The sequence below is a fragment of the Paenibacillus sp. FSL P2-0121 genome, assembly GCF_037975345.1.
GTDB lineage: Bacteria > Bacillota > Bacilli > Paenibacillales > Paenibacillaceae > Paenibacillus_AQ > Paenibacillus_AQ odorifer.
In genome coordinates this window covers 6,744,333-6,770,376 of record NZ_CP150245.1, presented here as the reverse complement: position 1 = coordinate 6,770,376, position 26,044 = coordinate 6,744,333, and the positions used below count along the sequence as shown (strand labels likewise).

The 26,044-nt window shown below is 45.4% G+C and carries 23 protein-coding genes and 1 riboswitch; of the genes, 19 read left to right on the top strand and 4 right to left on the bottom strand.

Annotated features, from left to right (window positions below; all coding sequences use genetic code 11):
- The first annotated feature begins 59 nt into the window (after nt 1-59).
- Complete coding sequence (locus MKY54_RS29870) at nt 60-989, top strand: AEC family transporter (RefSeq protein ID WP_339188912.1); 930 nt, start codon at nt 60-62, stop codon at nt 987-989.
- 4 nt (nt 990-993) lie between these two features.
- Here MKY54_RS29870 and MKY54_RS29865 read toward each other — a convergent pair whose 3' ends face one another.
- From MKY54_RS29865 to MKY54_RS29850, 4 genes are all read right to left on the bottom strand, one after another.
- Nucleotides 994-1,836 carry an aldo/keto reductase gene (locus tag MKY54_RS29865; protein WP_339188910.1) on the bottom strand — a complete coding sequence of 281 codons (843 nt, stop codon included), beginning with the start codon at nt 1,834-1,836 and terminating at the stop codon, nt 994-996.
- Nucleotides 1,837-1,894: 58 nt separating this feature from the next.
- Nucleotides 1,895-3,103, bottom strand: a complete 1,209-nt coding sequence (locus MKY54_RS29860) for an MFS transporter (RefSeq protein WP_076105088.1) — start codon at nt 3,101-3,103, stop codon at nt 1,895-1,897.
- 210 nt (nt 3,104-3,313) lie between these two features.
- Entirely contained in the window at nt 3,314-3,826 is a 513-nt protein-coding gene (locus tag MKY54_RS29855) for a hypothetical protein (RefSeq protein WP_254847727.1), read from the bottom strand.
- 159 nt (nt 3,827-3,985) lie between these two features.
- Nucleotides 3,986-4,954, bottom strand: a complete 969-nt coding sequence (locus MKY54_RS29850) for a Gfo/Idh/MocA family oxidoreductase (RefSeq protein WP_339188909.1) — start codon at nt 4,952-4,954, stop codon at nt 3,986-3,988.
- A 196-nt stretch (nt 4,955-5,150) separates the two neighbouring features.
- Here MKY54_RS29850 and MKY54_RS29845 point away from each other — a divergent pair, with 196 nt between their 5' ends.
- The 18 genes from MKY54_RS29845 (at nt 5,151) to MKY54_RS29760 (ending at nt 26,019) form a co-directional block, all read left to right on the top strand.
- Nucleotides 5,151-6,098: a sugar-binding transcriptional regulator gene (locus MKY54_RS29845; RefSeq protein ID WP_339188907.1), complete on the top strand. Its 948-nt coding sequence runs from the start codon at nt 5,151-5,153 to the stop codon at nt 6,096-6,098.
- 160 nt (nt 6,099-6,258) lie between these two features.
- Nucleotides 6,259-6,362, top strand: a riboswitch (purine riboswitch).
- Between the two features lie 168 nt (nt 6,363-6,530).
- Nucleotides 6,531-7,145, top strand: a complete 615-nt coding sequence (locus MKY54_RS29840) for a xanthine phosphoribosyltransferase (protein ID WP_076181891.1) — start codon at nt 6,531-6,533, stop codon at nt 7,143-7,145.
- Nucleotides 7,139-8,458: a nucleobase:cation symporter-2 family protein gene (locus MKY54_RS29835; protein WP_036682206.1), complete on the top strand. Its 1,320-nt coding sequence runs from the start codon at nt 7,139-7,141 to the stop codon at nt 8,456-8,458. Before MKY54_RS29840 ends, MKY54_RS29835 begins: the two co-directional genes overlap by 7 nt.
- Before the next feature lie 211 nt (nt 8,459-8,669).
- Nucleotides 8,670-9,968: an SLC13 family permease gene (locus tag MKY54_RS29830; RefSeq protein ID WP_339188904.1), complete on the top strand. Its 1,299-nt coding sequence runs from the start codon at nt 8,670-8,672 to the stop codon at nt 9,966-9,968.
- 33 nt (nt 9,969-10,001) lie between these two features.
- On the top strand, nt 10,002-11,153 hold the full coding sequence (locus MKY54_RS29825) for a glycerate kinase (RefSeq protein WP_076222377.1): 1,152 nt from the start codon (nt 10,002-10,004) through the stop codon (nt 11,151-11,153).
- Between the two features lie 108 nt (nt 11,154-11,261).
- Nucleotides 11,262-12,296 carry a sugar diacid recognition domain-containing protein gene (locus MKY54_RS29820; RefSeq protein WP_339188902.1) on the top strand — a complete coding sequence of 345 codons (1,035 nt, stop codon included), beginning with the start codon at nt 11,262-11,264 and terminating at the stop codon, nt 12,294-12,296.
- Nucleotides 12,297-12,388: 92 nt separating this feature from the next.
- Nucleotides 12,389-13,744 (top strand): MFS transporter, encoded by a 1,356-nt coding sequence (locus MKY54_RS29815; protein WP_254848694.1) that lies wholly within the window; start codon nt 12,389-12,391, stop codon nt 13,742-13,744.
- 67 nt (nt 13,745-13,811) lie between these two features.
- A complete protein-coding gene (locus tag MKY54_RS29810) occupies nt 13,812-14,030 on the top strand; it encodes a hypothetical protein (protein ID WP_036682196.1) in 219 nt (72 codons plus the stop codon).
- A gap of 28 nt (nt 14,031-14,058) precedes the next feature.
- A complete protein-coding gene (locus tag MKY54_RS29805; RefSeq protein ID WP_076124098.1) occupies nt 14,059-14,748 on the top strand; it encodes a hypothetical protein in 690 nt (229 codons plus the stop codon).
- Nucleotides 14,745-15,947, top strand: a complete 1,203-nt coding sequence (locus MKY54_RS29800) for a glutathionylspermidine synthase family protein (protein WP_076181895.1) — start codon at nt 14,745-14,747, stop codon at nt 15,945-15,947. The genes MKY54_RS29805 and MKY54_RS29800 overlap by 4 nt, the downstream gene beginning before the upstream one ends.
- 69 nt (nt 15,948-16,016) lie before the next feature.
- Nucleotides 16,017-16,610, top strand: coding sequence for a hypothetical protein (locus tag MKY54_RS29795; protein ID WP_232061559.1), 594 nt, complete (start codon nt 16,017-16,019; stop codon nt 16,608-16,610).
- Entirely contained in the window at nt 16,607-16,999 is a 393-nt protein-coding gene (locus MKY54_RS29790; protein WP_038573772.1) for a DUF350 domain-containing protein, read from the top strand. The genes MKY54_RS29795 and MKY54_RS29790 overlap by 4 nt, the downstream gene beginning before the upstream one ends.
- Before the next feature lie 87 nt (nt 17,000-17,086).
- Nucleotides 17,087-18,100: a potassium channel family protein gene (locus MKY54_RS29785; protein ID WP_076181897.1), complete on the top strand. Its 1,014-nt coding sequence runs from the start codon at nt 17,087-17,089 to the stop codon at nt 18,098-18,100.
- A 137-nt stretch (nt 18,101-18,237) separates the two neighbouring features.
- Nucleotides 18,238-20,283, top strand: a complete 2,046-nt coding sequence (locus MKY54_RS29780; protein WP_076218254.1) for a catalase — start codon at nt 18,238-18,240, stop codon at nt 20,281-20,283.
- Between the two features lie 170 nt (nt 20,284-20,453).
- Entirely contained in the window at nt 20,454-21,608 is a 1,155-nt protein-coding gene (locus MKY54_RS29775) for a glycosyl hydrolase family 8 (RefSeq protein WP_256720957.1), read from the top strand.
- A 31-nt stretch (nt 21,609-21,639) separates the two neighbouring features.
- Nucleotides 21,640-23,193: a hypothetical protein gene (locus tag MKY54_RS29770; RefSeq protein WP_339188898.1), complete on the top strand. Its 1,554-nt coding sequence runs from the start codon at nt 21,640-21,642 to the stop codon at nt 23,191-23,193.
- The gene (locus tag MKY54_RS29765; RefSeq protein WP_339188895.1) at nt 23,190-24,740 is read left to right on the top strand and encodes a hypothetical protein; all 1,551 of its coding nucleotides are present in this window, start codon (nt 23,190-23,192) and stop codon (nt 24,738-24,740) included. Before MKY54_RS29770 ends, MKY54_RS29765 begins: the two co-directional genes overlap by 4 nt.
- A gap of 28 nt (nt 24,741-24,768) precedes the next feature.
- Nucleotides 24,769-26,019: a glycosyltransferase family 2 protein gene (locus MKY54_RS29760; protein ID WP_036682179.1), complete on the top strand. Its 1,251-nt coding sequence runs from the start codon at nt 24,769-24,771 to the stop codon at nt 26,017-26,019.
- Nucleotides 26,020-26,044 lie beyond the last annotated feature (25 nt).

The following is a 26,044-nucleotide window of genomic DNA, read 5'->3' as shown; positions in this document are numbered from 1 at the left end:
GACGTTCTGTGCTGTTGCGCTTATAGTTTGAAGTAACCTACAGCAGAGGAGTTCTATTCATGATCCAAAGTGTGTTATCGACGTTATACCAAGTCATCGTGCCTTTGTCCATTCCTGTGATCGTGGGTGCGCTACTTGGGCGGTTTAAGAATCTGGATACGAAGCCGTTATTGACGCTTTATCTATACTTTTTAACGCCGGCAATTATTTTAAATACATTGGCTACTGCCGAGATATCCATGAATGATATTTATAAGACGCTCGCCTTTTCGCTTCTAAATCTAATCTTCTTATGGGCGATTGCGAATATAGTCGGCAAATTATTGAAGCTAGATCCATCCGAAGTATCCGGTCTGACCTTGATTTCAACGTTTACGAATAGCGTGAATTATGGACTTCCGCTGGTGTTGCTAGCTTTCGGACAGCTTGGTCTCGATAAGGCCTCTGTATATGTGATCGGACAGATGATTATCGTGAATACGATAGGTGTTTATTTTGCAGCAAGATCTCAGTTCTCGGTAAAAAATGCAGTAAAATCGGTCTTTTCACTTCCTGCCATTTACGCAGCTCTGTTGGCCCTTCTTCTCCGTATCTTTGGCCTGCATTTGCCTGCAGAGGTGGCTACAGGGGTTGCCTTGGTAGCTGGAGGATATTCACCGGTGGTACTGGCGATCCTTGGCGCACAGATGGTTAAAGTGAGAAACATGCCATCCGCACGCAAGGGTCAGTCTACTTTTTGGACTGGGCTGTGGATTCGATTAATCTTAGCGCCGCTAGTGGCTTACCTCGGATTATCGATCCTGCAAATTACCGGAACCTTGTTCTCTGTGCTGCTGATTTTGGCTTCTATGCCAGTTGCCGTCAACGCCGTCGTGCTAGCCGAGCGTTTTAATGCCTCACCGGAGCTGGTATCCAAATGTATTTTGTGGACGACGCTTGCTTCGTTTCTCGTGTTGCCGGTGCTTATAGTGTTAGTGCAAGGTGCGTAATCCCTTAGAAATCAAAATGATCTGGGTCTGGACCTACCCGCTGATCTTGGTTGAGAGAGTTAATTAGAGTCATATCCTCGTCAGATAATTTGAAATCAAACACGTCTACATTTTCGATGATCCGGTGTTCTTTAGTAGACTTAGGAATGGTGATAATCCCCCGTTGCAGGTCCCAACGGACAATAACCTGAGCGACGGATTTGTCATGTTTGACGGCAATTTGTTTCAGTACAGGCTGATCGAACAATTGACCTTGCATTAACGGAGACCAAGCTTCTAATTGGATTCCTTGCTCTTTGCAGAAGTCGAGCAGCTCTTGCTGATTCAAATAAGGATGTAATTCAACTTGATTGACCATCGGCTTAATTTCAGCATCCTTCAGTACATCTTCAAGATGGTGAATCTGGAAGTTGCTGACCCCAATGGCTTTTACCCGGCCCTCTTTATACAACATTTCAAGCGCTCTCCAAGACTCTTTATATTTTCCTTTTACAGGCCAGTGAATAAGGTACAGATCCAGGTATTCAAGTCCGAGTTTAGCTAAGCTAGTCTCGTAGGCGGCAATGGTTTCTTCGTAGCCCATATCTGCGGTCCAGACCTTTGAGGTTACGAAAAGCTCTTCTCTGGACAAGCTGTTCTCTTGCAGAGCCTCTTGGATGGCTTGTCCCACGCCTGTTTCATTCTCATAAATTGCGGCAGTGTCAATGCTGCGGTAACCGTGTCTAATAGCGGATTTGATCGCTTGTATCAGTTCTGCGCCTTCTTCCACTTTAAATACGCCAAGCCCTAGCCAAGGAATATTTATACCGTTGTGTAATGTAGTTGTATCCTGTAGATGTTGAGCCATAATAAAGTAACCTCCTAAGATATTTAAAAGTTTGTTTGGGTTGTTAATGGACTGCTCTTTAAGCAGCTTTAGTCTGGAGAGGAGCCTCATCTTTCTTCTCCAGAGCACGGCTCCATGCCGTTAGTAATACAGCGGACAGAACCATGATGGCACCTACCCAAGTGGTATGAATCAGTCCCATATGATCTGTGACGATGCCGCCAAGGTACGCACCAATGGCAATACCAGCGTTAAAAGCAGCAATATTTAATGCAGAAGCTACATCTCGTGCACTTGGCGCATATCGATCTGCAAGCGTAACGACATGTACTTGCAAGCCGGGCACGTTCATGAAAGCTAACAGTCCCATAAAGAAGATCGTAATCAGTGCGGCAACCTTGTAAGGTGCGGTAAAAGCTAAGACAAATAAGACGACAGCTTGGACTGCAAACATATAGAATAGAGCATTCATCGGTTTGCGGTTGGCGGCTTTACCTCCAATCACGTTCCCGATGGCAATCGCAATGCCGTATACAAGCAAGATTACGGCGACTGTATTCTCTTTGAAGCCGCTGATCTCATGCAGAAGGGGCGATAAATAAGTAAAGACTACAAATGTGCCCCCATAGCCCAAAGCCGTAATCGCGAAGGCAAGCAGTAAACGCCCATTGGTGACCAGCTTAACTTGCTCACGAAGGGGTGTATGGGTACCTTTGCGCAGCCCGGATGAAGGAACAAGGATCAGATTGCCGATGAGTGCTATAAGCCCGATAGCAATAATAGCAACAAATGCAGCACGCCAGCCGAGTTGTTGGCCAAGGAACGTACCTAGCGGAACGCCAGTAACAGTAGCTACTGTAAGTCCAGTGAACATGATGGCAATGGCACTGGCCTTACGATCCTCAGGCACGAGGTCGGCGGCAATAGTCGAAGCAATCGACATGAACAAGCCATGGGCCAGAGCGGAAATTACTCTCGCGATTAACAGCAATGTAATTCCGTCCGCAGCCGCCGCAAGACTATTGCCGATAATAAAGACGATCATAATGCTTAGCAGTAAGGTTTTGCGCGATATCGACGTGGTTAGCGACGTTAAGATGGGTGCGCCAAAAGTTACTCCTAAAGCGTATAAAGTAACGGTCAACCCGGCTGTGGTTACCGGTATATGCAGATCCGTGGCGATTAAAGGCAGCAGCCCCACACTGATAAACTCAGTGGTACCAATCGCAAAGGCACTAATGGCTAGAGCTAAGAGCGCCAAGGTGCTTCTTTTTTTATCTAAGGACATTTCTTTCACTCCTACGCTGTGTTAATCACCGGCCGGTAAGTGCTATTATGAAGAGATCTGTCCATTTAGTATAGTACGTACTTTAAAGTGCTATAGGTACTAAAAAGTACCTATAGCGCAACTCGCCAAACCGCAAAAAGCATGGGCACCCTGATCTCGTCAGGTTTGTCCATGCTTTTTTGCTATGCTTGTTATATAGTCCCAATAGGGTTAACGAGACCGTTGTTTAAGGTGGCGCCGTTTAGTTGTGCCTTTGTTAGTGGCGTGCCCACCCGATCCTCCACCAACCGCCTGCTGCTGTCTTGTTCCTGGGCTTTCAATAGCGGAGTTTGTTCCACCGGTGCTGAACGTTCCGCCTCCGCTTGCTACCTGAGTTGCGGAGGCATTCTGGCTCCGTTTAGGCAGTTTAACCGTCTGGGTATTGATAACGACCACAACTTCTTTGCGATACGGATATAATAAGAGGGGTTTAGCTTTGCCGCGTTTGTTGCCCCCACTGCCTAGGTTAGTCGCATCGCCGCCTGCGCCGACACTTTGTTGTTGGCGTGTATAGGGAGAAGCAATGGCGGCATTATTGCCGCTTGCGCTGCTGCGCCCTGCACCGCTTGCAATTTGTGTAGTGTTGGGGGCGTTCGTATATTGATTGTTGATGACAAAGACTAATCTGTCCACTCCGTGGAGTGGGGTCCTTGTAATTATGCGCCGTTTTCCTTTTTGAATAATGACAACGATCCGGTCTCTTTTATAGGCCACCCATATTCACTCTCCCATACTTTGACTTCATTAACATTAATGCAGATGGGGGGAATAAGTGATGAATACGGGCGATCTACCTCGAAAAACAATCATTTGCCTAAGTTAGCTGCCTACTAAACGGTTTATTTATTCAAAGCTATATTTGATCCCCCATTGCTCCCGGACATTGCTCATAATGTCCATGACATCCAAGGAGAGGTTGAGGGTCTCTTTATGGCTTTTATCTGCAATATACCGCTGCATATCTTCAATCTCGTATTGCAAAGCTTTGGCTGTATCTCCAGCTTCAATCGTCTCTACTGTGCCATCCAAATATTGAATGGTGGCTTTGCTGGCCCGCGGGAAATTGTCTACGGTAATAAATCCGAGCTCTCCTGCAACCACCCCCCGTTTAGGCATTTTGGAGCGCATTGTAAGGGAGATTACCGCCATTTCATCTGCCGCATTGTTAAGAATAATACCGGATTGCTCGTCCACTCCTGTCTCGAATTGTTTTACCGTAGTAAGAATCTCATGGGGCTGTTTGGACAGGAAGAATCTTGTGAAGGACAGCGCATATGTCCCAATATCCAGCAGTGCTCCGCCCGCCAGATCTTTGCTGAAGAAACGGTTGTTCACATCATATTCTTTATGGCTGCCAAAGGAGACCTGCACCATTTTGAGGCGCCCGATGATGCCGTCATCAATGAGCTGCCGCAGTTTCTTATACAGTGGCATATGGTAGATGGTCATAGCTTCGGCCACAACCAGATCCTTTTCAGCGGCAAGTCGGGTGACTTCTTGAAGTTGTTTGCTGTTCACCGTGATTGCTTTTTCGCAGAGAACATGTTTGTTATTCTGTAAGCTTTCAATGATGTATTCATAATGATTGCTATGTGGCGTAGAGATGTACACTACATCAATTGCAGGATCTTGCAGCATTTCACTGTAACTGCCATAAGCTTTCGTGGCTCCATATTGATTAGCGAATTGTTGTGCTTTCTCCAAGCTTCGCGACCCAACCGCATACAACGTTCCTCCCGTTTCATTCAGCGCAGTCGCAAATTCGGCAGCTATACTTCCTGGACCGACAATTGCCCACTTTAAAGGGTTCATTTCCAGCACCTCACTTGTTTGATTTTTTGTTTTTATTTAGAGATACCTTGATTCCATCTGAACCATTCATCTTCATAAAAGTTTTGATATTAAGCACATTTGTGCAATATAATAATAAATGTGCAAAACAATCGTCTACAGTATAGCGGGGGGGTCTAAATCCGTCAAACTGTTGAATACGCGGGGGCGTTGTAACATGGATCGAAAAGAAGATAAGAAGCTGCTTATTAAAATAGCACAAATGTATTATGAACAGAATTTAACGCAGAGTGAAATCTCCAGCCAACTTGGTATATATCGTACCACCATCAGCAGGATGCTAAAGAGGGTACGTGAAGAAGGGATCGTTACAATAACTATTAATTACGATACTGGCGATCATTTTACATTGGAGCAGGAGCTGAAGGAGCGGTTCGGGCTACGGGAAGCCGTTGTTGTGGAGGTAGATCCTGCACAGTCCAGCACGATTAAACGCAAAGCTATAGGACAAGCCTGTGCGAGATGGCTCGAGCAAGTGCTTCTCCCGAAAGATACGATTGGATTTTCTTGGGGAAGCAGCTTAGCTGCCGTCGTAGATAGCCTAACACAAGCCCAGAGACCATTTGTAACCTGTGTACCTACGGTCGGCGGCCCATCAGGAAAGATGGAGAGCGGGTACCATGTAAATAACATCTGTTATCAAGCTGCTCTAAAATGGGGTGCGCGCTCGTTAATGATTGATGTTCCAGCGATCACGGAGCAAAAGGAAACTAGAGATCAACTGATGAATTCGCAGTATTATCAGACCATTGCCAAGGCGTGGGACCATCTGGATATCGCTGTGTTCGGCATCGGATCGCCGGAAATGAAAGGGGAAGAGGCGTGGCGCGGTTTTTATGGTGATGCAGTGATTGCTGAGCTGGAGAATGGAAAGGTCGCTGGTGATATCTGTTCACGATTCTATGATGGCAACGGGATTCCCGTGCATACCGGAATATCGGATCGAACACTGACCATTGAGCTGGAGCAAATTAAGCAAGCACGGTATTCAATTGGTGTAGCGGAGTCACTTGAGAAGGTAACGGGGATCCTTGGGGCACTAAATGGGGGTTATATGAATGTACTTGTAACGACCCAAGAAACAGCGCAGAAGATATTGGAGTAGTAACTACTAAATGTAAACAATTGAATTTCGTGAAAATAACCTGAAAATGGCATGCAAATTGCTTAAAATTTTGCTTGTAAGCACCAGACAGAGCGTGTAAGATATACAAGGTATTCATATTGAACATTTATAAAAATATAAGTTTCACATTATACATTATCCTTATATTTGCTTGTCAACTCATATAATCTTGGGAATATGGCCCATAAGTTTCTACCGGATAACCAATGTAATTATCCGACTATGAGTGAAATAGCGCATCTAGGGTTCCGCTTCCTGACTATGGAAGGACTGGACCGAGCGATGCGGACACTATGCAGTGTTACACCACTAAGGGACAAAAACCCAGAAGGACAAATTCACTTGAGAGAAACGACTCAAGGGATTTGTCCTTTTTTTGTTTTTAATTCAGAAGGAGAGATCAAGTTTACTATGAAGGTACTTCAAGAGCGCATCAGACAAGAGGGTCTTATTTTATCAGATACGGTACTAAAGGTAGATTCATTTCTGAATCATCAGGTGGATACGGAGCTTGCCTTACAAATTGGACAGGAGTTCAAGCGGTTGTTCGGACATTTGCCTATCACTAAAATCATCACTATTGAAGCGAGTGGCATTCAATTTGCCATGGCTACGGCCATCGCCTTAGGCGTACCGTTTGTATATGCGAAGAAAAAGAAAGCAGTGACCTTATCTGAAGCGGTCTATTCCGCGCCGGTACATTCTTTTACACGCAAAGAGGATTATATGGTTAGTGTCTCGCAAAAATATATCGGACCAAGTGATAAGGTGCTTATTGTAGATGACTTTTTGGCTACTGGTGCTGCTCTTGTTGGACTGGTTGATATCGTGAAAGAGGCTGGCGCTGAACTCCTTGGCGTTGGTTGTGTGATTGAAAAATGCTTCCAAGAAGGCCGGAGTCTACTCGAGGATAGAGGGATAGAAGTCCATGCTTTAGCCCGGATTACATCTATGTCACCAGGTGAAATTCACTTCATTGATAATGAAAGTTCAAAAGAGCCAATCAAGGAGAGTGCGAGATGTTAAGCAAGAAAAAAGTATTTGCGTTAGGATTTCAGCATGTACTGGCGATGTATGCCGGAGCAGTTGTTGTTCCGCTGATCGTAGGGAACGCGCTGAACCTGAATGCCACCCAAATGGCCTATCTTATCGCAGCTGATTTGTTTACTTGCGGGTTAGCTACTTTGCTGCAGATTATGGGCACTAAGTATTTTGGCAGCAGGCTGCCGGTTATTCTTGGATGTACCTTTACGGCAGTAGGGCCGATTATCGCTATCGGCAGTGCCAACAATTTGGCGACGGTGTACGGAGCAATTATTTTATCTGGTTTATTCGTGGTACTGGCGGCCCCCCTTTATGGGAAGCTACTGAGGTTTTTCCCAACGATAGTAACGGGCTCAGTCGTGACCATTATTGGGTTATCTCTTATTCCTGTAGCTATGAATAGCGTAGCTGGCGGAGAAGGCAGCGCTGATTTTGGGAATCCCCGCAATTTGTTGCTTGCACTGATCACGCTGCTGGTCATTTTAGCGGTTAACCGTTTTACTACAGGATTTCTTCGCTCGGTCTCTGTCTTGATAGGTCTTTTAGTGGGTACAATTATTGCTTATGGAATGGGCATTGTTAGTTTCTCTACAGTAGGTGAAGCCTCTTGGGTAAGTGTTGCACAGCCTTTCTACTTCGGATGGCCTCAGTTCAATCTTACGGCTATTTTCACTATGATCATTGTTAATATTGTTAGTATGGTGGAGTCCACAGGTGTTTACTTTGCGATTGGTAAAGTGACGGATCAGAAAGTGGAACAAAAGCAGATCGTAAACGGGCTGCGTTCGGAAGGTTTGGCGATTATGCTGGGCGGGATCTTTAATGCATTTCCGTACACAGCATTTTCGCAAAATGTAGGTCTGGTCTCGCTGACTCGGGTCAAAACTCGGAATGTTATTTTTGCAGCCGGCGGGATTATGGTTGTGCTTGGACTACTGCCTAAATTGGCGGCTCTGACAACAGTTATTCCCAATGCCGTACTGGGCGGAGCGATGATCGTGATGTTCGGATCGGTTGCTGTTTCCGGGATGTCGATTCTGTCAGAGGTAGATCTGCGCAAGGATGGTAATCTGCTGATTGCCGCTTGTAGTATCGCTGTTGGATTGGGTTCGGCAACAGTACCTGCAATGTTCGATCAATTGCCTGAATTCGCTCGGATGCTGCTGCAAAACGGTATCGTATCCGGTTCCCTTACAGCGATTGTGCTGAATATCTTCCTCTCCAAGACAAAGGATAATGTTCTGGCAGAAGATCCTGCTGCCCCTGTTCTAACGAAAGAAACTCAAGTTTCTTAATACGTCTAATTCATGTTAAAAGACCAAGCTCTGGTGTGCTGAAACCTAAGCTTGGTCTTTTTCTCATGCTCAGAGCTTGTGCATATGCACAAAAAAATAGGTTGTCCCGTCAATATTATTGGGTTTGTAAGCGCAGTATACTCAGTTTAGAAAGCGTTATCAAATTACACACTGTATAGTGTCAAATTCTTATACTAGGGGGCAACTAGAGATGGAAGGCACAGTAATTAACTGGATGGGCGCGATTGCGGGATTGATTCTGGCCGTCGTATTGATTTTCAAAAAGGTTAACCCGGTCTACGCACTTTTTTTAGGCGCGATTGCCGGAGGAATATTAGGCGGGGCATCCATTGCAGAGACAGTACAATATGTCATCGACGGAACGAATAGTGTTATGGGTGCAGTTGTACGTGTTCTCGCAGCTGGTGTGCTGGCCGGGGTATTGATTGAATCAGGGGCAGCCGAACGAATGGCCGAGACCATAGTAGATAAGCTTGGCGAAAAGAAAGCGTTATTATCTATAGCGCTGGCAACTATGATTATTACAGCGGTAGGCGTATTCATCACAGTCGCTATCATTATTGTCGCTCCAATCGCTTTGTCCGTAGGTAAGAAGATCGGCATTTCCAAAACCGCTTTGCTGCTCGCACTGGTCGGTGGCGGTAAAGCCGGTAACATTATTTCACCGAACCCGAACACCATTGCCGTAGCTAAAGGCTTTGATGTAGATTTGGCTCAGGTCATGATTCATGGATTCATCCCAGCCATTGCGGGTCTGATTGTCACTGTTATTATTGCTAATCTGCTGGTCAACAAAGGTGTGAAAATTGCAGAGGGCGACGTTGTAACTAAAGAGGAAGACAGTACTAAGGTTAAACCTAGCTTTGGCCGTGCCATCGTCGCTCCAGTTTTCGCTATTTTACTTCTAGCCATTAACCCAATCGGAAATATTCTAAATATTGAATTGCTGAAATCATTTAAAGTCGATTCTATGATCATCTTGCCTCTTGCCGGCATTATTGGATTGATTGCTATGAAACAAACGAAGAACATCATTTCTTTTACAACCTCAGGGTTAAATAAAATGACAGGTACAGCCATTATCCTGATTGGTGCTGGTGCTATCGCTGGTATTATCTCGAAATCGGATTTGAGTGCTACTGTTGTAGATGCAATAACGGCTATGGGGATTTCCGGAACGTTCCTTGCGCCAATTGCAGGGATCCTGATGGCGGCTGCTACAGCATCAACCTCTACGGCTTCTATCGTGGCTGCCGGATCATTTGGTCCCGCTATTCTTTCGATGGGCACAGCGCCGCTAAATGCAGCAATTATGGTGCACACCGGGGCTACAGTTATTGACCATCTGCCACACGGTAACTTCTTCCACGTGACCGCTGATTCCGTTAAGATGAACATTAAGGACCGGATGTCACTGATTCCTTATGAAAGTCTCGTGGGTCTGACGATGGCTATCGTCGCCACTATATTATACGGCTTCATCCTATAATTTATATTTGCAACTAGAAGGGACGGATATTCTATGAATAAAGACTTTGTCATCGTATTGGCACCGGATTCTTTCAAGGAAAGCATGACAGCCAAAGAAGCTTGTGAAGCCATGGAAAAAGGCATTCACAAAGTAAATTCTAATATTACTTGTATTCATGTACCCATGGCAGATGGCGGCGAAGGAACGATGCAGTCCTTGGTCGATGCAACGGAAGGTACAGTATATATAACAAAAGTTAAAGGGCCACTGGGCAATGAAGTTAGCGCATCCTACGGAATCACAGGAGACGGGCTGACAGGGGTGCTGGAAATGGCTAGTGCGAGTGGTATTCAGCTGGTATCCCCTGAGACACGTAACCCGTTGATTACAACCACCTACGGGACAGGACAATTAATCAAAGCATGTCTGGATCGTGGGGTCAGCAAGCTGCTGATCGGTATCGGTGGCAGTGCCACCAATGACGGAGGCGCCGGGATGGTGCAGGCATTAGGCGGCAGGCTGCTGGATGCCGAAGGCAATGAGCTGTTGTTTGGTGGTGGTGAGCTCGGCAGATTAGCCCGTATTGATCTGAGTGGATTTGACCCTCGCCTTAAGGAAGTACAGGTTGAAGTGGCTTGCGACGTTACGAATCCATTATGTGGTCCGACCGGGGCCTCCAATGTATTTGGTCCGCAAAAAGGGGCTACTTCGGATATGATCAAACAGCTGGACAGCAATCTGCATCATTATGCGAGTGTCATCAAAGAGCAATTGGGTTTCGATATTATAGATATGCCTGGTGCTGGTGCAGCGGGTGGCCTTGGGGCAGGACTGGTGGTGTTCTTAAACGGAATATTAAAAAAAGGCATTGAGCTTGTGATCGACTATACTGGACTTGAAGAAAAAGTGCAGCAGGCGGACATGGTGTGGACCGGGGAAGGAAGCATCGATTTCCAGACCCAATATGGCAAGACTCCGCTTGGCGTTGCTGAGGTAGCTAAGAAATATAATAAACCTGTGCTGGCTTTTGCGGGACGGATCGGCGATCAGACGGAAGTGCTGTATGATAAAGGGATTGATGCTATTTTTGGGATCATGCCAGGTGCAGCTTCATTGGAGGATGCCTTGAATAAAGGGCAAGAGAATCTGGAAAGAACGGCTGAGAATGTGGCTAGGTTAGTCATGTTGAACCAAGGAAGCTGATTGAATTATACAAAGTGATAGAGGGGCTGACTGAACGGAGTCAGCCCCTTTTTCTTTTTTAAGGTAGAAGCTTTCTGAGTAGAATATAAAGGGACAGGAGGTACAGACATGAAGATATCGAAATCACTTGCAGGACAAATAGCACAAGAAATGATGAGCGTAGTTCCTTATAACATTAATGTTATGGATGAGAGCGGCTTTATTGTGGGGAGCGGAGATCTGAAACGGGTCGGAACCTTACATGAGGGAGCGAGAATAGCCATTCAAAGTGGGCATGTCTTTGAAGTGTACGAGGATGGCAGCGGCATGAAGCCGGGGGTGAATGAACCCATTATTATAGATCATAAAGTTTTGGGTGTGGTAGGTATTACGGGACATCCAGATGAGGTTAGGCCGTTTAGTAAGCTGGTCAGAGTCACTACTATATTACTTATTGAGCAGGAAGCAAGGAACAAGCTGGAACAGGATGAGCGAGTAAAACGTGTGAAATTTTATCATGAATTGTCTTATCGTAAAGAAGCATATGATCTTGAGTTTCTGGAACGGGCGGGCAGCTATGGGCTTGATCTTAAGAAAAAATGCTGGGCGATCCTAGTGGAAGGCGATGTGAACGGAAAAGAATTCAAAAATGTATTTAGGTCCTATCCACATTACTGGAATTTGGAGAATGATAAGGCGGTTTTTTTTATAACGGATGTTTTTCTTTATAAAGAGCTCATAGGAAAACTAAATTCATGTGCGAATGTGGGGCGAATAGGTTCTGGCGAAGCAGAGGAGTTAGCTGCTTATTCACTTGAACAGGCCCAGGCGGCGATTAGTGTTGGTAGTAGAGTCGACCCGCTCAAGATACTGTACACTTATGAAGAACTAAGATTCTTAATTCATCTCTCCTATGACGGGGCAGAACGGCCCGGGACGATTTATGCTCTACTGGATCAGTCGGGCGATAAGACAGGCCTGATTGAAACACTGCAAGTATTTATTGCTGAGAATGGGGACCATAATCGTACTGTACAGAAGCTGAATATTCACCGAAATACACTGAACTACCGGCTTAATCGCATTCATACATTAACGGGCGAAAATCCACGCAACTACATGGAGTTGTTTGAATTGTTGTGCGGATTGATGTGGCGTAAGTAGTCTAAATCCCCCTATTCCAATTGCCATCCTGATTTTATAGGCATAAACTTAGATAAGCTTGTATAGATAAATTAGGACAGGGATGGATAGGAATGAATGAGAAAGTAGTAATGAATGATAAAGTAGTCATGCCATTATGGACCATGTGCCTTTTTATCGTAGTGATGAACACAACGATGTTTAATGTATCACTTCCAACCATTATTCAGGATCTCCAAATTTCTGCTGATCTAGGTTCATGGGTAATTTCGAGCTATTCGATTGGATATGCTTTATCGACGGTTATTTATAGCCGCTTATCAGACGTGGTGCCGATTCGGAGACTTTTGACCGTTGGCTTAATTACTCTCGGGTTGGCCTCAGTGTTTGGATTATTTGCGCATGACTTTAATACATTATTGATAACGAGAATAGTACAATCTGCTGGCGCGGGTGCGATGGCTGGATTGGGTCTCGTACTGGCTAGCCGTTATGTGCCTATTGAAAGACGTGGTGCGGCTATCGCCATGATCTCCGCAGGGAGTGCAATGGCCTTTGGTTTGGGCCCGATTTTTGGTGGTGTCATCAGTCAGTATTTTGGCTGGAACGGGTTATTCGGAATTACTTGCCTTGTGCTTGTTGTATTGCCAGTACTGCTGCGGTTATTACCTAAGGAACAGCCGAAGCCTGCAAGCTTTGACGTTATTGGGGCGGCGCTGACCGTTGTAAATGCAGCAAGTCTGCTGGTAGCCGTAACCACCCAATCTCTGGTATGGTTGGCAGTGGGCGTAGTGTCTATTATCGTGCACGCTTGGTATTTGAAGAAGGCGAAGGAATCCTTTATTAACCCGCAGCTGCTAAAAATGCCGGGATACTTGAAGCTAGTTACCATAGGCTTTTGTATTCTGGTGCTGAACTTGGGGAATTTGTTCCTGATGCCGCTTGTGCTCGCTAATCTGTTTGGTAAATCTGCGTTGATGATTGGTTTGTTTATCGCACCAGGTGCGTTATTATCTGCATTTCTTACCCGTTTTGTTGGACGTTTTATTGACCGGTATGGCAACTTGCGCTTCTTAATCATAGGGCATTGTATTCTTGCCGCTGTTATGGCTGCATTTGCGCTGAACCTTTCTGTATCTCCTGTAGTTCTTCTGCTTGGTTATCTTTGCTTCTCTCCGGCCTTCTCGGCGACAATGGCATCCTTAAATAATGAAGCTTCTCGGGTTCTTCCGCGAACTTGGATTGGTTCAGGTATGGGGCTTTTACAACTGATTCAGTTCTTTGGAGGTTCTGTATCTGTTGCGGTCTGTGGGCTGTTGCTGCATGCTCAGCGTGATCTTGCGCCGGCAAAAGCATATGAGCATGTATACGGACTGTTGCTCCTTGTCAGCTTGTGTTCGTTAGGAGTTCTCCTTTTATATAGACGTTCTTATTCCAAAAGTAATGCTGGGCAATCTATACAAGCTTAGAACTGAAACGAAAAGGTGATAAAAACGTATCAGATGCTATAGCAGATATAAGGAAGGAATGGTAATAATGGATAACGGGATGAGTGTAGTTTTAATCGAAAAAATGCCAGAAGGTGATCTACGAGTGATTGAAGAGCGTACGTGGAGCATGAATATGATAACTGCACTTGAACATGTCAATTATATAGTGGTGGGCAGTAAGGAATATGAGGCGGTTGAAGGACGACTGAATGTGGATGAAGGCAAGCTGGAGCTTTTGCTTGTTCCGATGCACACTGAGGGATAGAAGATCATCAGGGAAGGAGAACCTTACGATGGCTAAAGAAGAAAGGGATAAGGAATTGCCTGCATCAAAATTATTTACCGCAGATGGCAAACCCATCCGTGTATTATCAACATCGCTAGGCATAGCCTTATTAGCGAATGCTATGTTTATTCCTGGCGGAGCGGGGGCTAGCGCGAATACTTCTGCGGGCGAACCACAGCTAGTCTCTTGGTCTAATGAAGAGGTTAAAGCTTATTTTGATAAAAATGTGGATTGGAATATTCCCTACCCCGAAGAAGGTACGAAAGAGGTAGAGGAGCAAGGCCAAGGCGTAGTAACTTCAAACGGAACAACGGTAGTGAATAACTATGGCGGTTATCATTCAGGTTTTGGCTGGACGGATTTGCTTCTGTATCACATGTTGTTTAACAGCGGTGCCAATTACTCCTCCAGAGGATGGGCTAAGGACCGTCCTACCTATTATGGAGGCACGAGAACCACTTATAAACCACCTACTTATAGCAGCGAAAAGTTCCAGAATAAAAAGGTGCCCGGTTCTGTAGTGAAACCTAAAACCTCAACCTCATCCACGGGTTCCATCACGAGAAGAGGTTCCTCTTCAAAGAACGGAATCGGTGGCACTTCCAGTGGCTTAAACTCTTCGAAGAACTCTAAATCAAGCTCAGGCTCGAAATCTTCATCGAGATCTGGTTCCAGTAAGAGTGGTTTCGGCGGATGAGTGATCAGCAGAGCGTGTTTGAGATTCTGGATTTGTCTGATCTGGAGCGGGGCCCACGGGTACAAGCGCTGCATGAGCTTGGGTTCACTTGGGCAGATCTAGAGGAAGAAGAGTACTGGATGGATGCAATAGCTGTGATGCGCAGCGACATTTATAAAGAGCTTGAGGAAGCCTCCGCAAAGCTGTGGGCTATCCTCGATAAAGCGGTTCGGTATATACATCTAAAACGCGATTTGTATGAGCTGCTGGGCATTCCTCCTGTTCTTTGGGAGATGCTTGATGGGTTTCCTATTCCGGAAGAAGGTCTAATCAGTCGGTATGCAAGGTTCGATTTTGCGATAGCTAATGATGGAACCATCAAGCTTCTGGAACTGAATGCCGATACACCTACAGGTTATGTGGAGGCTTCCATAGCAACACCTTGGATCTGTGAACAGGCGGGTGTGACTAGTCCAAATCATGCGATGAAGGAACAACTTGCCGCAGCCTGGCAGATAGAACGTCCAGATACCGCAGCTTGTGTTGCTTATGGGTCTCATCTTGAAGATTCGGGTACGATTGAAGCCTTGGCCAGACATAGCGGGCTTACTATTCAGTGTGTGGACTGTCTCGACCTGTGGGTCGATGAGGGCATTCTGAAGGACGGGGAGGACCGGGTGATAAAGCGGATGTTCGCCCTATATCCTAAAGAGTGGATGGCCGTCGATGAAGGTGGAGATGCACTTGCCTATGCTGTTGAGCAGGGAAATCTTCAGCTTTTTAATGGACCGCACAGTATCCTGTTGCAGTCTAAGGGATTGATTGCAGCTGTGTGGGGAATGTATGAGCTTGGCTTATTATTTGACAATGAAGAGCGTGAGGCGATCTCACGTTATATTTTGCCGACTTATAATAAGCCTGTGTTCTCTGGCAGCTTTGTGTCCAAATCTGTATTTGGCCGCGAAGGCGGTTCTGTACGTCTCTTTGACGATAGTGGAACTCTAGAAATTGAGGACGAAGAGGGTTATGATAGCAGTCAGCTTTTTCCCTCTGTATATCAAAAAAGAGCTGAACTAGCCCGAATACACACCGCCGAAGGTGAATTCCACCTACTGACAGGCATGTTCGTCATTAATGGGAAGCCGTGTGGGCTGCTCGGCCGGGCTGGCGGACTGATTACGGGCAATGCCAGTCATTTTATCGCGTTGGGAGTGAGATAGTTGGATAAAAGTAAGGCTATAAACAAGTCGTCTACTAGATTAGTAAAGGCCCGGATCGGGGCTTTATGTATGATGCTTCTAACGGTATTGCTGCTTAGTGCATGTTCCAGTAATCAGGGGAGTGTGTTTGATTCAGGCACTGCTGAAACTTCTGACAGTGTTGCACGGGTACCTTGGGATTACCGGGTTGTGGAGAGTACTGTAGGTGATCTAATTGGTAGCGATATGACGGTGTTGCCGGATAATGAGCTGCTGCCGAATGATGAGAATTATGCTACTGGCGATAAAATATGGACACTGCAGTTCATGGACGCTGAGCTGATCACAGATGCCGACCAACGCAATGAAGTCCGCCTCTCTTCCTGGACGACCATTAAATCGTATCCCGATGAAAAAACAGCAGTCGAGGATCTTACCAACCTTAAGGTATCGGTAACTACAGATGTTGATCTTGTAGGAGTATACAAGACAAAATATAATGAGAAGACAAGAAACTTTGCCGTCCTCGAGCTGCCTTCCGGCAACCGGATCAAGCAGCCGATAGACGATGAGCGTTATGCAGCATTAGAGAAAGAAAAGACCGCTTCCGTAGTCCTTGAGGAAGTACATGATTTCGCCGATTATGACTCGGCATATGCGAAATTTCGGGGGTGGGCAAAGTGACGATTGTTGTTAATTTAATAGTCAGTATATTTGTGATTATTCTTCTGCAATTGTTGGGTATGGTTATCTTTGGCTTGATGACCCCGTTCAAGGATATGGAAGAGCTGAAAAAAGGGAATGTGGCTGTAGCTCTAGCGCTTGGCGGCAAATTTCTCGCTACAGCAATTATCATTGGAGTAGCGGCGTATACGAATACCTCTATTCTGCATATGATCATTTGGTTTGCTGTCGGTTATGTGTGCCTCATCGCTGCTTACTGGATTTTTGAATTGGCGACCCCAAGCTTTAAAATTTCAGAACATCTGGAAAAAGGCAATGTGGCAGTAGGCACTATGCTCTGCTTGGTGTTTATCGGCACAGCATTTGCAGTCAGCAGTTTGATTGTTTAGTTCAAAAATTGCAGATGGACATGGATAAGGCTGCCCTCAGTAATAACCTCGAGAGGCAGCTTTATTAATGTGAGGAAGGGATGGCAGATGCATTTTTTTCTGAGAATATCCACCAGGATGATGCGTTTACGCAAACGGTCGATCGGTCTGATTATTTTGATCTTTATAATTCTTAGCGCATCGATAGCTTACCTGCTTGAACCGAGTACTTTCCACAACTGGTTTAATGCCTTCTATTGGGTTATGACAACGATGGCCACCGTTGGGTATGGGGATTATTTTGCCGAGACGGTAGTTGGTAAGCTATTCACCATGTTTCTATATATTTTTGGGATTGGTCTTCTCAGCTTGGTTATTGGCAAGGTCATTGACTCTATTGCAGAGGTGCAGAGAAGGAGAGGAGCAGGAACATTGAGCTTCCGGGGAAAGGATCATGTGATATTAATCAATTGGAGTAAAAAAGCGCAAGCTGCGGTAGATGAGGTGTTATGCTATTCACCTAAATGTCATATCGTCATCATTGATGAGATAGGACGGCATCCGCTGGAGCATATGGAACAGGTCCACTTTGTAAGCGGTGATGCTTCCAGCGATGAGATTCTCCTTAAAGCTAACATACACGAAGCTAGGGCAGCCATTGTGTTCGGAGACACACGGATTGATGAAGCATCGCTAATTGACGGGAAATCTCTGCTTATCGCCTCCAGCATTGAGCGCATAGCGCCACAAGTACATACTACCGTAGAAATTATGCAGGAGAAGAATATACAGAATTTCAGGCATGTTCAGGTCAATGAATTCGTTCTGTCGCATGATGCCATTTCTAGATTGGCTGTCCGATCCGCTCTGCAAGAGGGGAATTCAGAGGTGATTACGCAGCTGCTGAGCCGCCAGTATGGGGATGATATTTATGAGATTCCAGTGAATAGTGCATGGAAGACCTATGGGCAGGCGTTTCAGGAATTGCTCCTTCAAGGTGCAACTTTACTCTCGGATCGTAGTGACCTTAGCATCAATCGCAAGCTGGACCAGCCTATTCCTAAAGAGGCTAGATTATATATTGTTTCGGATGAAGAGACGTATCGGAGAATTAAAGGTTAGGTCAGTGATAAGCGAGTAAAGCGGATTTTCGGGAGAATGGCTTCTCGGAATTCCGCTTCTTTTTGTTTGCCGTTCCTTCCTTAAGGGTAAGAGATGAATATTATCGTTACTCTACCTTTCGGAAGGAGCCATTGTTAATGAGTGAACAGCAAAAAGTGAACGGAAATAGCAAAAATGAGCAACTGGAACAGTTTCGCAGTAAGGACGAAGGTCACGCTTTAACAACCAATCAGGGATTGAAAGTGTCCGAGGATGAGTTCTCCCTAAAAGCCGGTGACCGGGGGCCAACCTTGCTGGAGGATTTTCATTTTCGGGAAAAAATGACCCATTTCGATCACGAGCGGATTCCTGAGCGGATCGTGCATGCACGCGGATTTGCCGCCCACGGGGAGTTTGAAGTATATAAATCGTTGAAAGAATATACGAAGGCGAAATTCCTTCAAGATCCGTCCGTGAAGACCCCGGTGTTTGTCCGGTTCTCAACGGTAGCAGGATCACGGGGTTCAGCCGAAACTGTGCGGGATGCCCGGGGCTTCTCGACCAAATTTTATACCGAAGAAGGCAATTATGATTTGGTAGGCAATAATATGCCGGTCTTTTTTATACAGGATGCGATTAAGTTCCCTGATTTAGTGCATGCGCTTAAGCCGGAGCCGCATAATGAAATGCCTCAGGCAGCATCAGCCCATGATACCTTCTGGGATTTCATCGCCAATAATCAGGAATCGGCCCATATGGCGATGTGGCTGATGTCTGACCGCGCCATTCCGCGAAGCTTCCGGATGATGGAAGGGTTTGGAGTTCACACCTTCCGTCTGATCAATGAACAGGGGAAAGCGCATTTTGTTAAATTCCATTGGAAACCAGTACTTGGTGTACATTCTTTGGTGTGGGACGAAGCACAGAAAATATCTGGAGCGGACCCTGACTTTCACCGCCGTGATCTATGGGAATCGATTGAAGCCGGCAACTTTCCGGAATACGAGCTGGGCATTCAGCTTCTTAGTGAAGAAGACGAATTCAAGTTTGATTTCGATGTGCTGGACCCTACAAAGCTATGGCCAGAGGAAGACGTGCCCGTGCAGATCGTTGGGAAAATGACCTTGAACCGCAACGTGGATAATGTTTTTGCCGAAACGGAGCAGGTGGCTTTCCACCCTGGACATGTAGTGCCAGGGATTGATTTCACCAATGACCCGTTACTTCAGGGCAGATTGTTCTCTTATACGGATACCCAGCTGATTCGGCTTGGGGGTCCTAACTTTCATGAACTGCCGATTAATAGACCGGTGTGTCCTTTCCACAACAACCAGCGTGACGGATATGGGCGGCAGACGATTAATCAGGGCACTGTGAGTTATCATAATAATTCTCTGGCCCAAAATACGCCGAGACCTGTCCCAGAGGCAGAAGGCGGTTATGTGCATTATCAAGAAAAGGTTGAGGGCCGTAAGGTACGGAGCCGGAGTAAAAGCTTTGAGGATCATTTTTCACAAGCCAAGTTATTCTGGAATAGTATGAGCCCTCCGGAACAATTGCATATTATCGAAGCTTATTCTTTTGAGCTTGGAAAGGTTAAGAGTAAGTCGGTCCGACAGCAGGTCGTAAATATGCTTGCTAACATTACCTCCGAGCTTGCTGTACCTGTGGCAGAAGCCATTGGAGTAGCGGCTCCAGAAGTTGGCGGTTCCGAGGTTACTCAAGCTTCCCCTGCCTTAAGTCAGGCTAATACGAAAAAACATCCCAACACGCGGAAAGTAGGCGTGATTATCGGAGATGGTTTTGATGAAGCTGCGGTAATGCCTGTGTTGGACACGCTTATGGGAGCTGGGATACAACCGGAGCTAATCAGTGATAAGCTTGGATTTATTAAAGGCTCAAGCGGCACAGAGCTTGAAGTCATCCATACCTTGTCCACTACAGATTCGGTGCTCTTCGATGCGATTTATGCGGCGGGTGGAAATGCGGAACGCAAGAAATTCCATAAAGATGCAGCGTTATTCCTCAACCAAGCCTATGCACATTTTAAACCTATCGCGATGACGACAATACTTGCTGAGCTGCTTGCAACAGATGAACATAGAAGCAGTCCGGGAGTCATAATAGGCGATGGTGGGGAAGTTTTTGCGGCTAGCTTCGTTGCGGCCATTACTGCCCATCGTTTTTGGGAACGTATGGAATAAAGTAAGTAGATGACAGAAAAAGGAGGATCTGCTCGTCAGAAGGCGTGTGGATGCCTCCTTTTTTTCATCTAATGGTTTCATAAATTTAACATTTGGATTAAGGATGTGATGTATATTACCGTTATAGATAATACTAGGCAATATAAGCAGATGCTTAGAGAGGTGATTTTTTGAGGAAAGAGATAGCTGTTGCTATAGTGGTACTTACAGGTTTTACAGCATTAACAGCATGCGAGCAAACAGCAATGCCGGCATCAACACCCTCGCCCTCCGCGAATGTTCATACAACAGAGCCACCGAATCCTACGGGTTCGGCTAATAATGATATGGGGGACCCTTCACAGGAATTGGATGCTTTAGAGCAATTTATTGTTACGAAGCTTACCGGCTCGTCCGGTGTTTATACGAATTTAATTGAAACAGAGCAATCCGGGGAAGCAGCAAGCGGCCATGAGATTCTAAGTGAGTCTGCCTCTCTGAGGATGCTGGCAGCCGTACGGAGTGGTGAGAAAGAGCGATTTGCAGAAGAATGGGCGCTGGCTAAGCAAACCTTTGATATGAAGGGTGGTTTTAGCTACCGGTATAGCCCTAAACAGCAGAAATTATATCCTGTGAATGCTGCAGTTGATGACTTACGTATCATTCGTGCGCTTTATGAAGCGGGGGATACGTTTAGAGATAAACAATATACAGAAGAAGCGGCTAAGTATGGTGAGAGGTTTTATAACTATAATGTAAAAAATGGATATATGTATGACTTCTATGATGAAAATTACAAAAAAACCAACACATTCGTTACTTTATGTTATATTGATTTAGGTACAATGCGAAAATTGTCGGTTTCTGGAGAATCTCGTGACTTTTTGTTGAATAATATGAGCGTTATTCTGAAAGATGGATATTTATCAGATGAGTTTCCCTTCTATGAAACAAGGTTTAATTATGAGAGTGGAACCTATAGTTCGGAGAATATCAATACAGTAGAATCGCTACTGTCTATTCTGGCTTTGGCAGAGGTAGACCAGCAGAAATCCTCCAGCATTAATTTTATCAAGCAGCAGGTCGAGGCTGGCACATTATATGGACAATATTCGCGTGAGGGAAAGCCGCTTAACGATATTCGCTCAACAGCCATTTACGCCATTACGGCTATGATTGGTGCCGAGATCGGAGACGATGCACTCTATCGCAAAAGCATTGAAAGAATGAACGAGTTCAGAATAACCGATGCCGGCAGCTCACTGTATGGAGGCTTCGGCGATGTAGCTAGTGGCCAAGCCTATTCCTTTGACAATCTGATGGCATCATTGGCCTATGTCTATTAATTTAAACCTATAGTAACGAAGGTGAATCTGCATGATAAACAACATGGTGAAATCACCTCTGAGGCAGGGGATGACACTCGCTAACCTACCGTTGCCATTGTCCCCGGCTTTTATCACTGCTTTTGGAGTGTTGCTTATAACCATCATCGCCTTATTTACCGCCCCGTATGTCGGAATGGCGGATAATGGTGATTTTTTTCGCAGCATCTATAGTAACGGAATTTATTTCAATCTGCCGGATTATGACGAGCAATACTTTGGTTATTTTGTAAAGCAATATGGAATCTTTCAGTATTTTAATGAGAATGGCGCGACATTATTTTCTTCACAGTCCCTATTTATCCAGCTGTCCATTGGACTTAATAAGCTGTTTTTTAGCAGCGAGGTTTTCGATATCCGGTTTCAAGCAGTCATTTACACGATTTTATATGCTGCGGCGATCTACTTATTAATAGAGGCTATTACATGGGGGATGACCCGCAAGCAGGGATGGCTCACTGCAGGTATTGCTATTTTTATATTTGGAGATACCGGGTATACCGCTTATTTCAACTCCTTTTACGGCGAGAGCGTCGTGATGATCACGATGATTACTATGTTCGCAGCTTGGTTGTTGTTATATCAAAAAAGATACAATGACTATGTGCTGCTGGCCCTGTTCTTGATCAGTACGATCATCCTGACTACTTCCAAACAGCAAAATGCGCCAGTGGGTATAATCATTGCGGTTCTGGGGTGTTCAATCCTTTGGATTCGCAGGGATAAGATCTTTCGTATTCTGACCCTGGTTTCCCTTGCCTTGATCCTGTTCGCAGGTGTGTTCACTTATTTGAATATCTCGGATGAGTTCGTGAATATTAACCAGTTCCATGCCATGACCCGAGGGGTGCTGAAGGATTCCTCCGATCCGGAGAAGGCATTGAAGTCATTCGATATTGATGAACAATATGCCATCTTGAAAAATAGCATTTACTACGAGAAATACGGAACTATTGATGTGAATTCACCGATCCTCCAAGAGAACTTTTACAGTCGTTACGGATTTGTTTCGATCCTTAAATACTATATATCGAATCCGGATCAGCTTAACTCGATTCTTAATGTAGCTGCTCAAAGTGCATTCTCGATCAAACCAGCGGCGATGGGCAATTACGAGCAATCCGTTGGGAAGGAATTTCGAGCACAGAGTCATTTTTTTACTGGATATAGTCAGCTGAAAAAAGCTTTAGCACCACGAACGATAGGTTTTATCTTCCTTTGGACAGTGCTTGTCATCGGTCTGTATATGCCTTCCTTTGTAACAGCCATTAAGGCACGCAATTTTAGAGGATTGCAGCGGATGGTATTGATTGTCGCTACGATAGGCATTGGTCTTTCAGGCATTTTTGTATCGATTATCGGTGCCGGTGATGCCGACATTTCCAAGCATGAATTCTTGTTCACTTTATCTTTTGATTTGGTGACCTTTTTGACAGTATCTAGTGTGATCGGACGCAGATTCTCCAAAAATCGCAAAAAGCCGGTTAACGAGAGCCCCACCATGTCTAGTCCATTTACAAAGCCTCAAAAGGATGTGAGTGTTTGAAGCGCAGAGGGATCTTATACTGTATATTGCTGCTGACGCTGAGTTTAACCATCCTATTGCTTCCCGCCACTCCTGTTCAATCTGCTGCATCGCCACAACAAGTCTTACTGCTCTATGACAGCCTTGCCAAGGGGACCTCTAAGGATGGAAATGTGACTGAACTTCAACGTCTGCTGGCAGCTTACTCGACAAAGGTTACACTTCGAAGCCTAGATCAATACGAGCAGGGGATGCTGAAAAATTACTCCAGAGTGATCATGGTCCGTAACGAAGCGGATATTTCGATCACGAATAAATCCTACATAGAGGATTGGGAGCATTATCAGGGGCAGTATTTGCATATCGGGTACAACCCACCCGCTAGTCTAACGAAGGCGTTACAGCTAACCACTGATGTGATCTATGACGGGAGTGCTGAGCTCGAAATCGGACAGTTCTCCGGAATTCAAGCTAAGGTGCAGGATATGCCTTATATTGTAGCGAGTCAGGCGGTCAAATCCTTCGGGCAACTCTCTTTTGCGGAGGAGGGTCTGCAAGCACCGTACGCTGTGAGTAAGGGGAATGATACATATGCCCCATATTTTGAACAAGGGAATGTCAGTACGCTGGGGATGGCGTATGTTCTGAAGGATTGGCTCCATATCACTGCTGCTCCTAAAATGTACCTTGCGATCAAAGAAATCTATCCTTTCTCCGATCTGCGACTGCTGGCAGAAACGGGTGAGCGGCTGTATCAACTGGGGATTCCGTTTCTTGCAAGTGTGCGGCCTGTGTTCAGCAATACCGATTATCCGGCCATGCAGCGTTATTTAGTGGCCATGAAAAGTGTGCAATCCAACAATGGAAGCATTCTGGTCAATGCCCCAGTGGTGATGCCAACGATAAGCTCCAGTGACCATACGCTTAAAGGAAAGATGAATGATTTCATCAATCTGTTGGCCGAAAACGGGCTTGGGCCGCTTGGAGTCGGAGCGGAAATGCATTGGTCGTATGACAAAGAGTATTCAGAAGCGGGGATGAGCTTTTTTGATTCTGTGGTGTTATATCCGGATGAACAGATTGATTATATGGAGCAGAGCGACACCTCTAAATCCTTTCCATCCTCTTTATATAGCGTTCCGCTGGAATTTCTTCAAGCTTTGCATACATCCAATAAAGTGATACCGCATTTGCCGATGGATACTGTAATCACCGTCGACATGCCCGAGGATGAGCGTCAGCTTGAAGAAATGCTGCAAAGTCTGGAACGGAATTGGGTTTCTTTTGCCGATTATAAGCAAGAAGAGCATCAGGTCGTTACTGATCAGAACACAATCTCCTCATTAGATGGAATGATTTCTATTAATGGACAACCTCTAAGCCTGGACTATACACCGGAAACAGTGGATAGCGATTATCGCTACACAGAGGAGCAGCAAAAGAGCTTCACCCGACTTTTTAATATTCAGAATCAATTTTTTATTGTTGTGATCATGATTTCTCTGCTGCTGTTTGGCGGATTGTTAATGATCGGATACCGGTTATATCGCAGAAAGTTTTTGAAATGAGACAACTAATCGTGATTTGGAGGGCCCTATGACGATTTCAGACGTGCTGATGGTGATTGCGGTGATCTGTATTTGGTCTCTGCTGCTGGTGAATGTGACCCTCATTATCGCGGGCTATCTATATTACATTAAATCCGAAAATGAGGATATACCAGAGATAGAGGGCGAATATCCTTTTGTTTCAATTATGGTTCCCGCTCACAATGAGGGGGTAGTGATTTGTAAGACGGTTGAATCTCTGCTGGCGCTGGATTATCCGCAAGATCGGTATGAGATTATTGTGATTAATGATAACTCCTCTGATAACAGTGCCGAGCTGCTTGCGGGCATACAATCCCGAAATCCGGGGCGTCAGCTGGTAGTCATTAATACGGATGCAGTTACAGGAGGCAAAGGCAAATCCAATGCATTGAATATAGGCTTTACCAGCTGTAAAGGGGAGCTAATCGCCATTTATGATGCCGACAATACTCCGGAGAAAACAGCTTTGCGTTATCTGGTTGCTGAGATCATGCATGATTCCAGCCTCGGTGCGGTGATTGGGAAGTTCCGGACCCGTAATCGTGATGCAAGTTTACTGACCCGGTTCATTAATATTGAGACCTTATCCTTTCAATGGATGGCTCAAGCGGGACGCTGGAAGCTGTTCAAGCTTTGCACTATTCCGGGAACCAATTTCATTATGCGCAGGTCAATTGTGGAAAGCATCGGTGGTTGGGATGTTAAAGCGATAGCCGAGGATACAGAAATCAGCTTCCGGATTTATATGATGGGTTACCAAATCAAGTTCCAGCCGAAATCCGTCACGTGGGAGCAGGAACCACAGACCTTGAAGGTCTGGTTCAAGCAGCGAACCCGCTGGGCGAAGGGTAATATTTATGTCATTGTCAAAAATATTCCGCTGCTGTTCAATAAATCGGCCGCAAAGGTGCGGTTCGATATTCTTTATTTTCTATCCATTTACTTCTTGCTGCTGCTGTCGTTAATCACCTCGGATGTGCTGCTGATCCTGCATGCTTTGGGTTATGTGCATACTACTATTGCAGGTCTTAGTAATTTCTTATGGCTGCTCGCTATTATTCTTTTCGTTGTGGGGACCTTCATCACGCTAACGACAGAAAAGGGCGAGATGAGCTTGTCCAATCTAGGGATTGTAATGTTGATGTATGTGTCTTATTGCCAGCTGTGGATGGTTGTCGCGGCTAACGGATTATATCTATATCTGAAAGACCTCATCTTCAAAAGAGAAGCCAAATGGTATAAGACGGAGCGCTACTAACGAGGCACCAAAAAGTCATATGAGA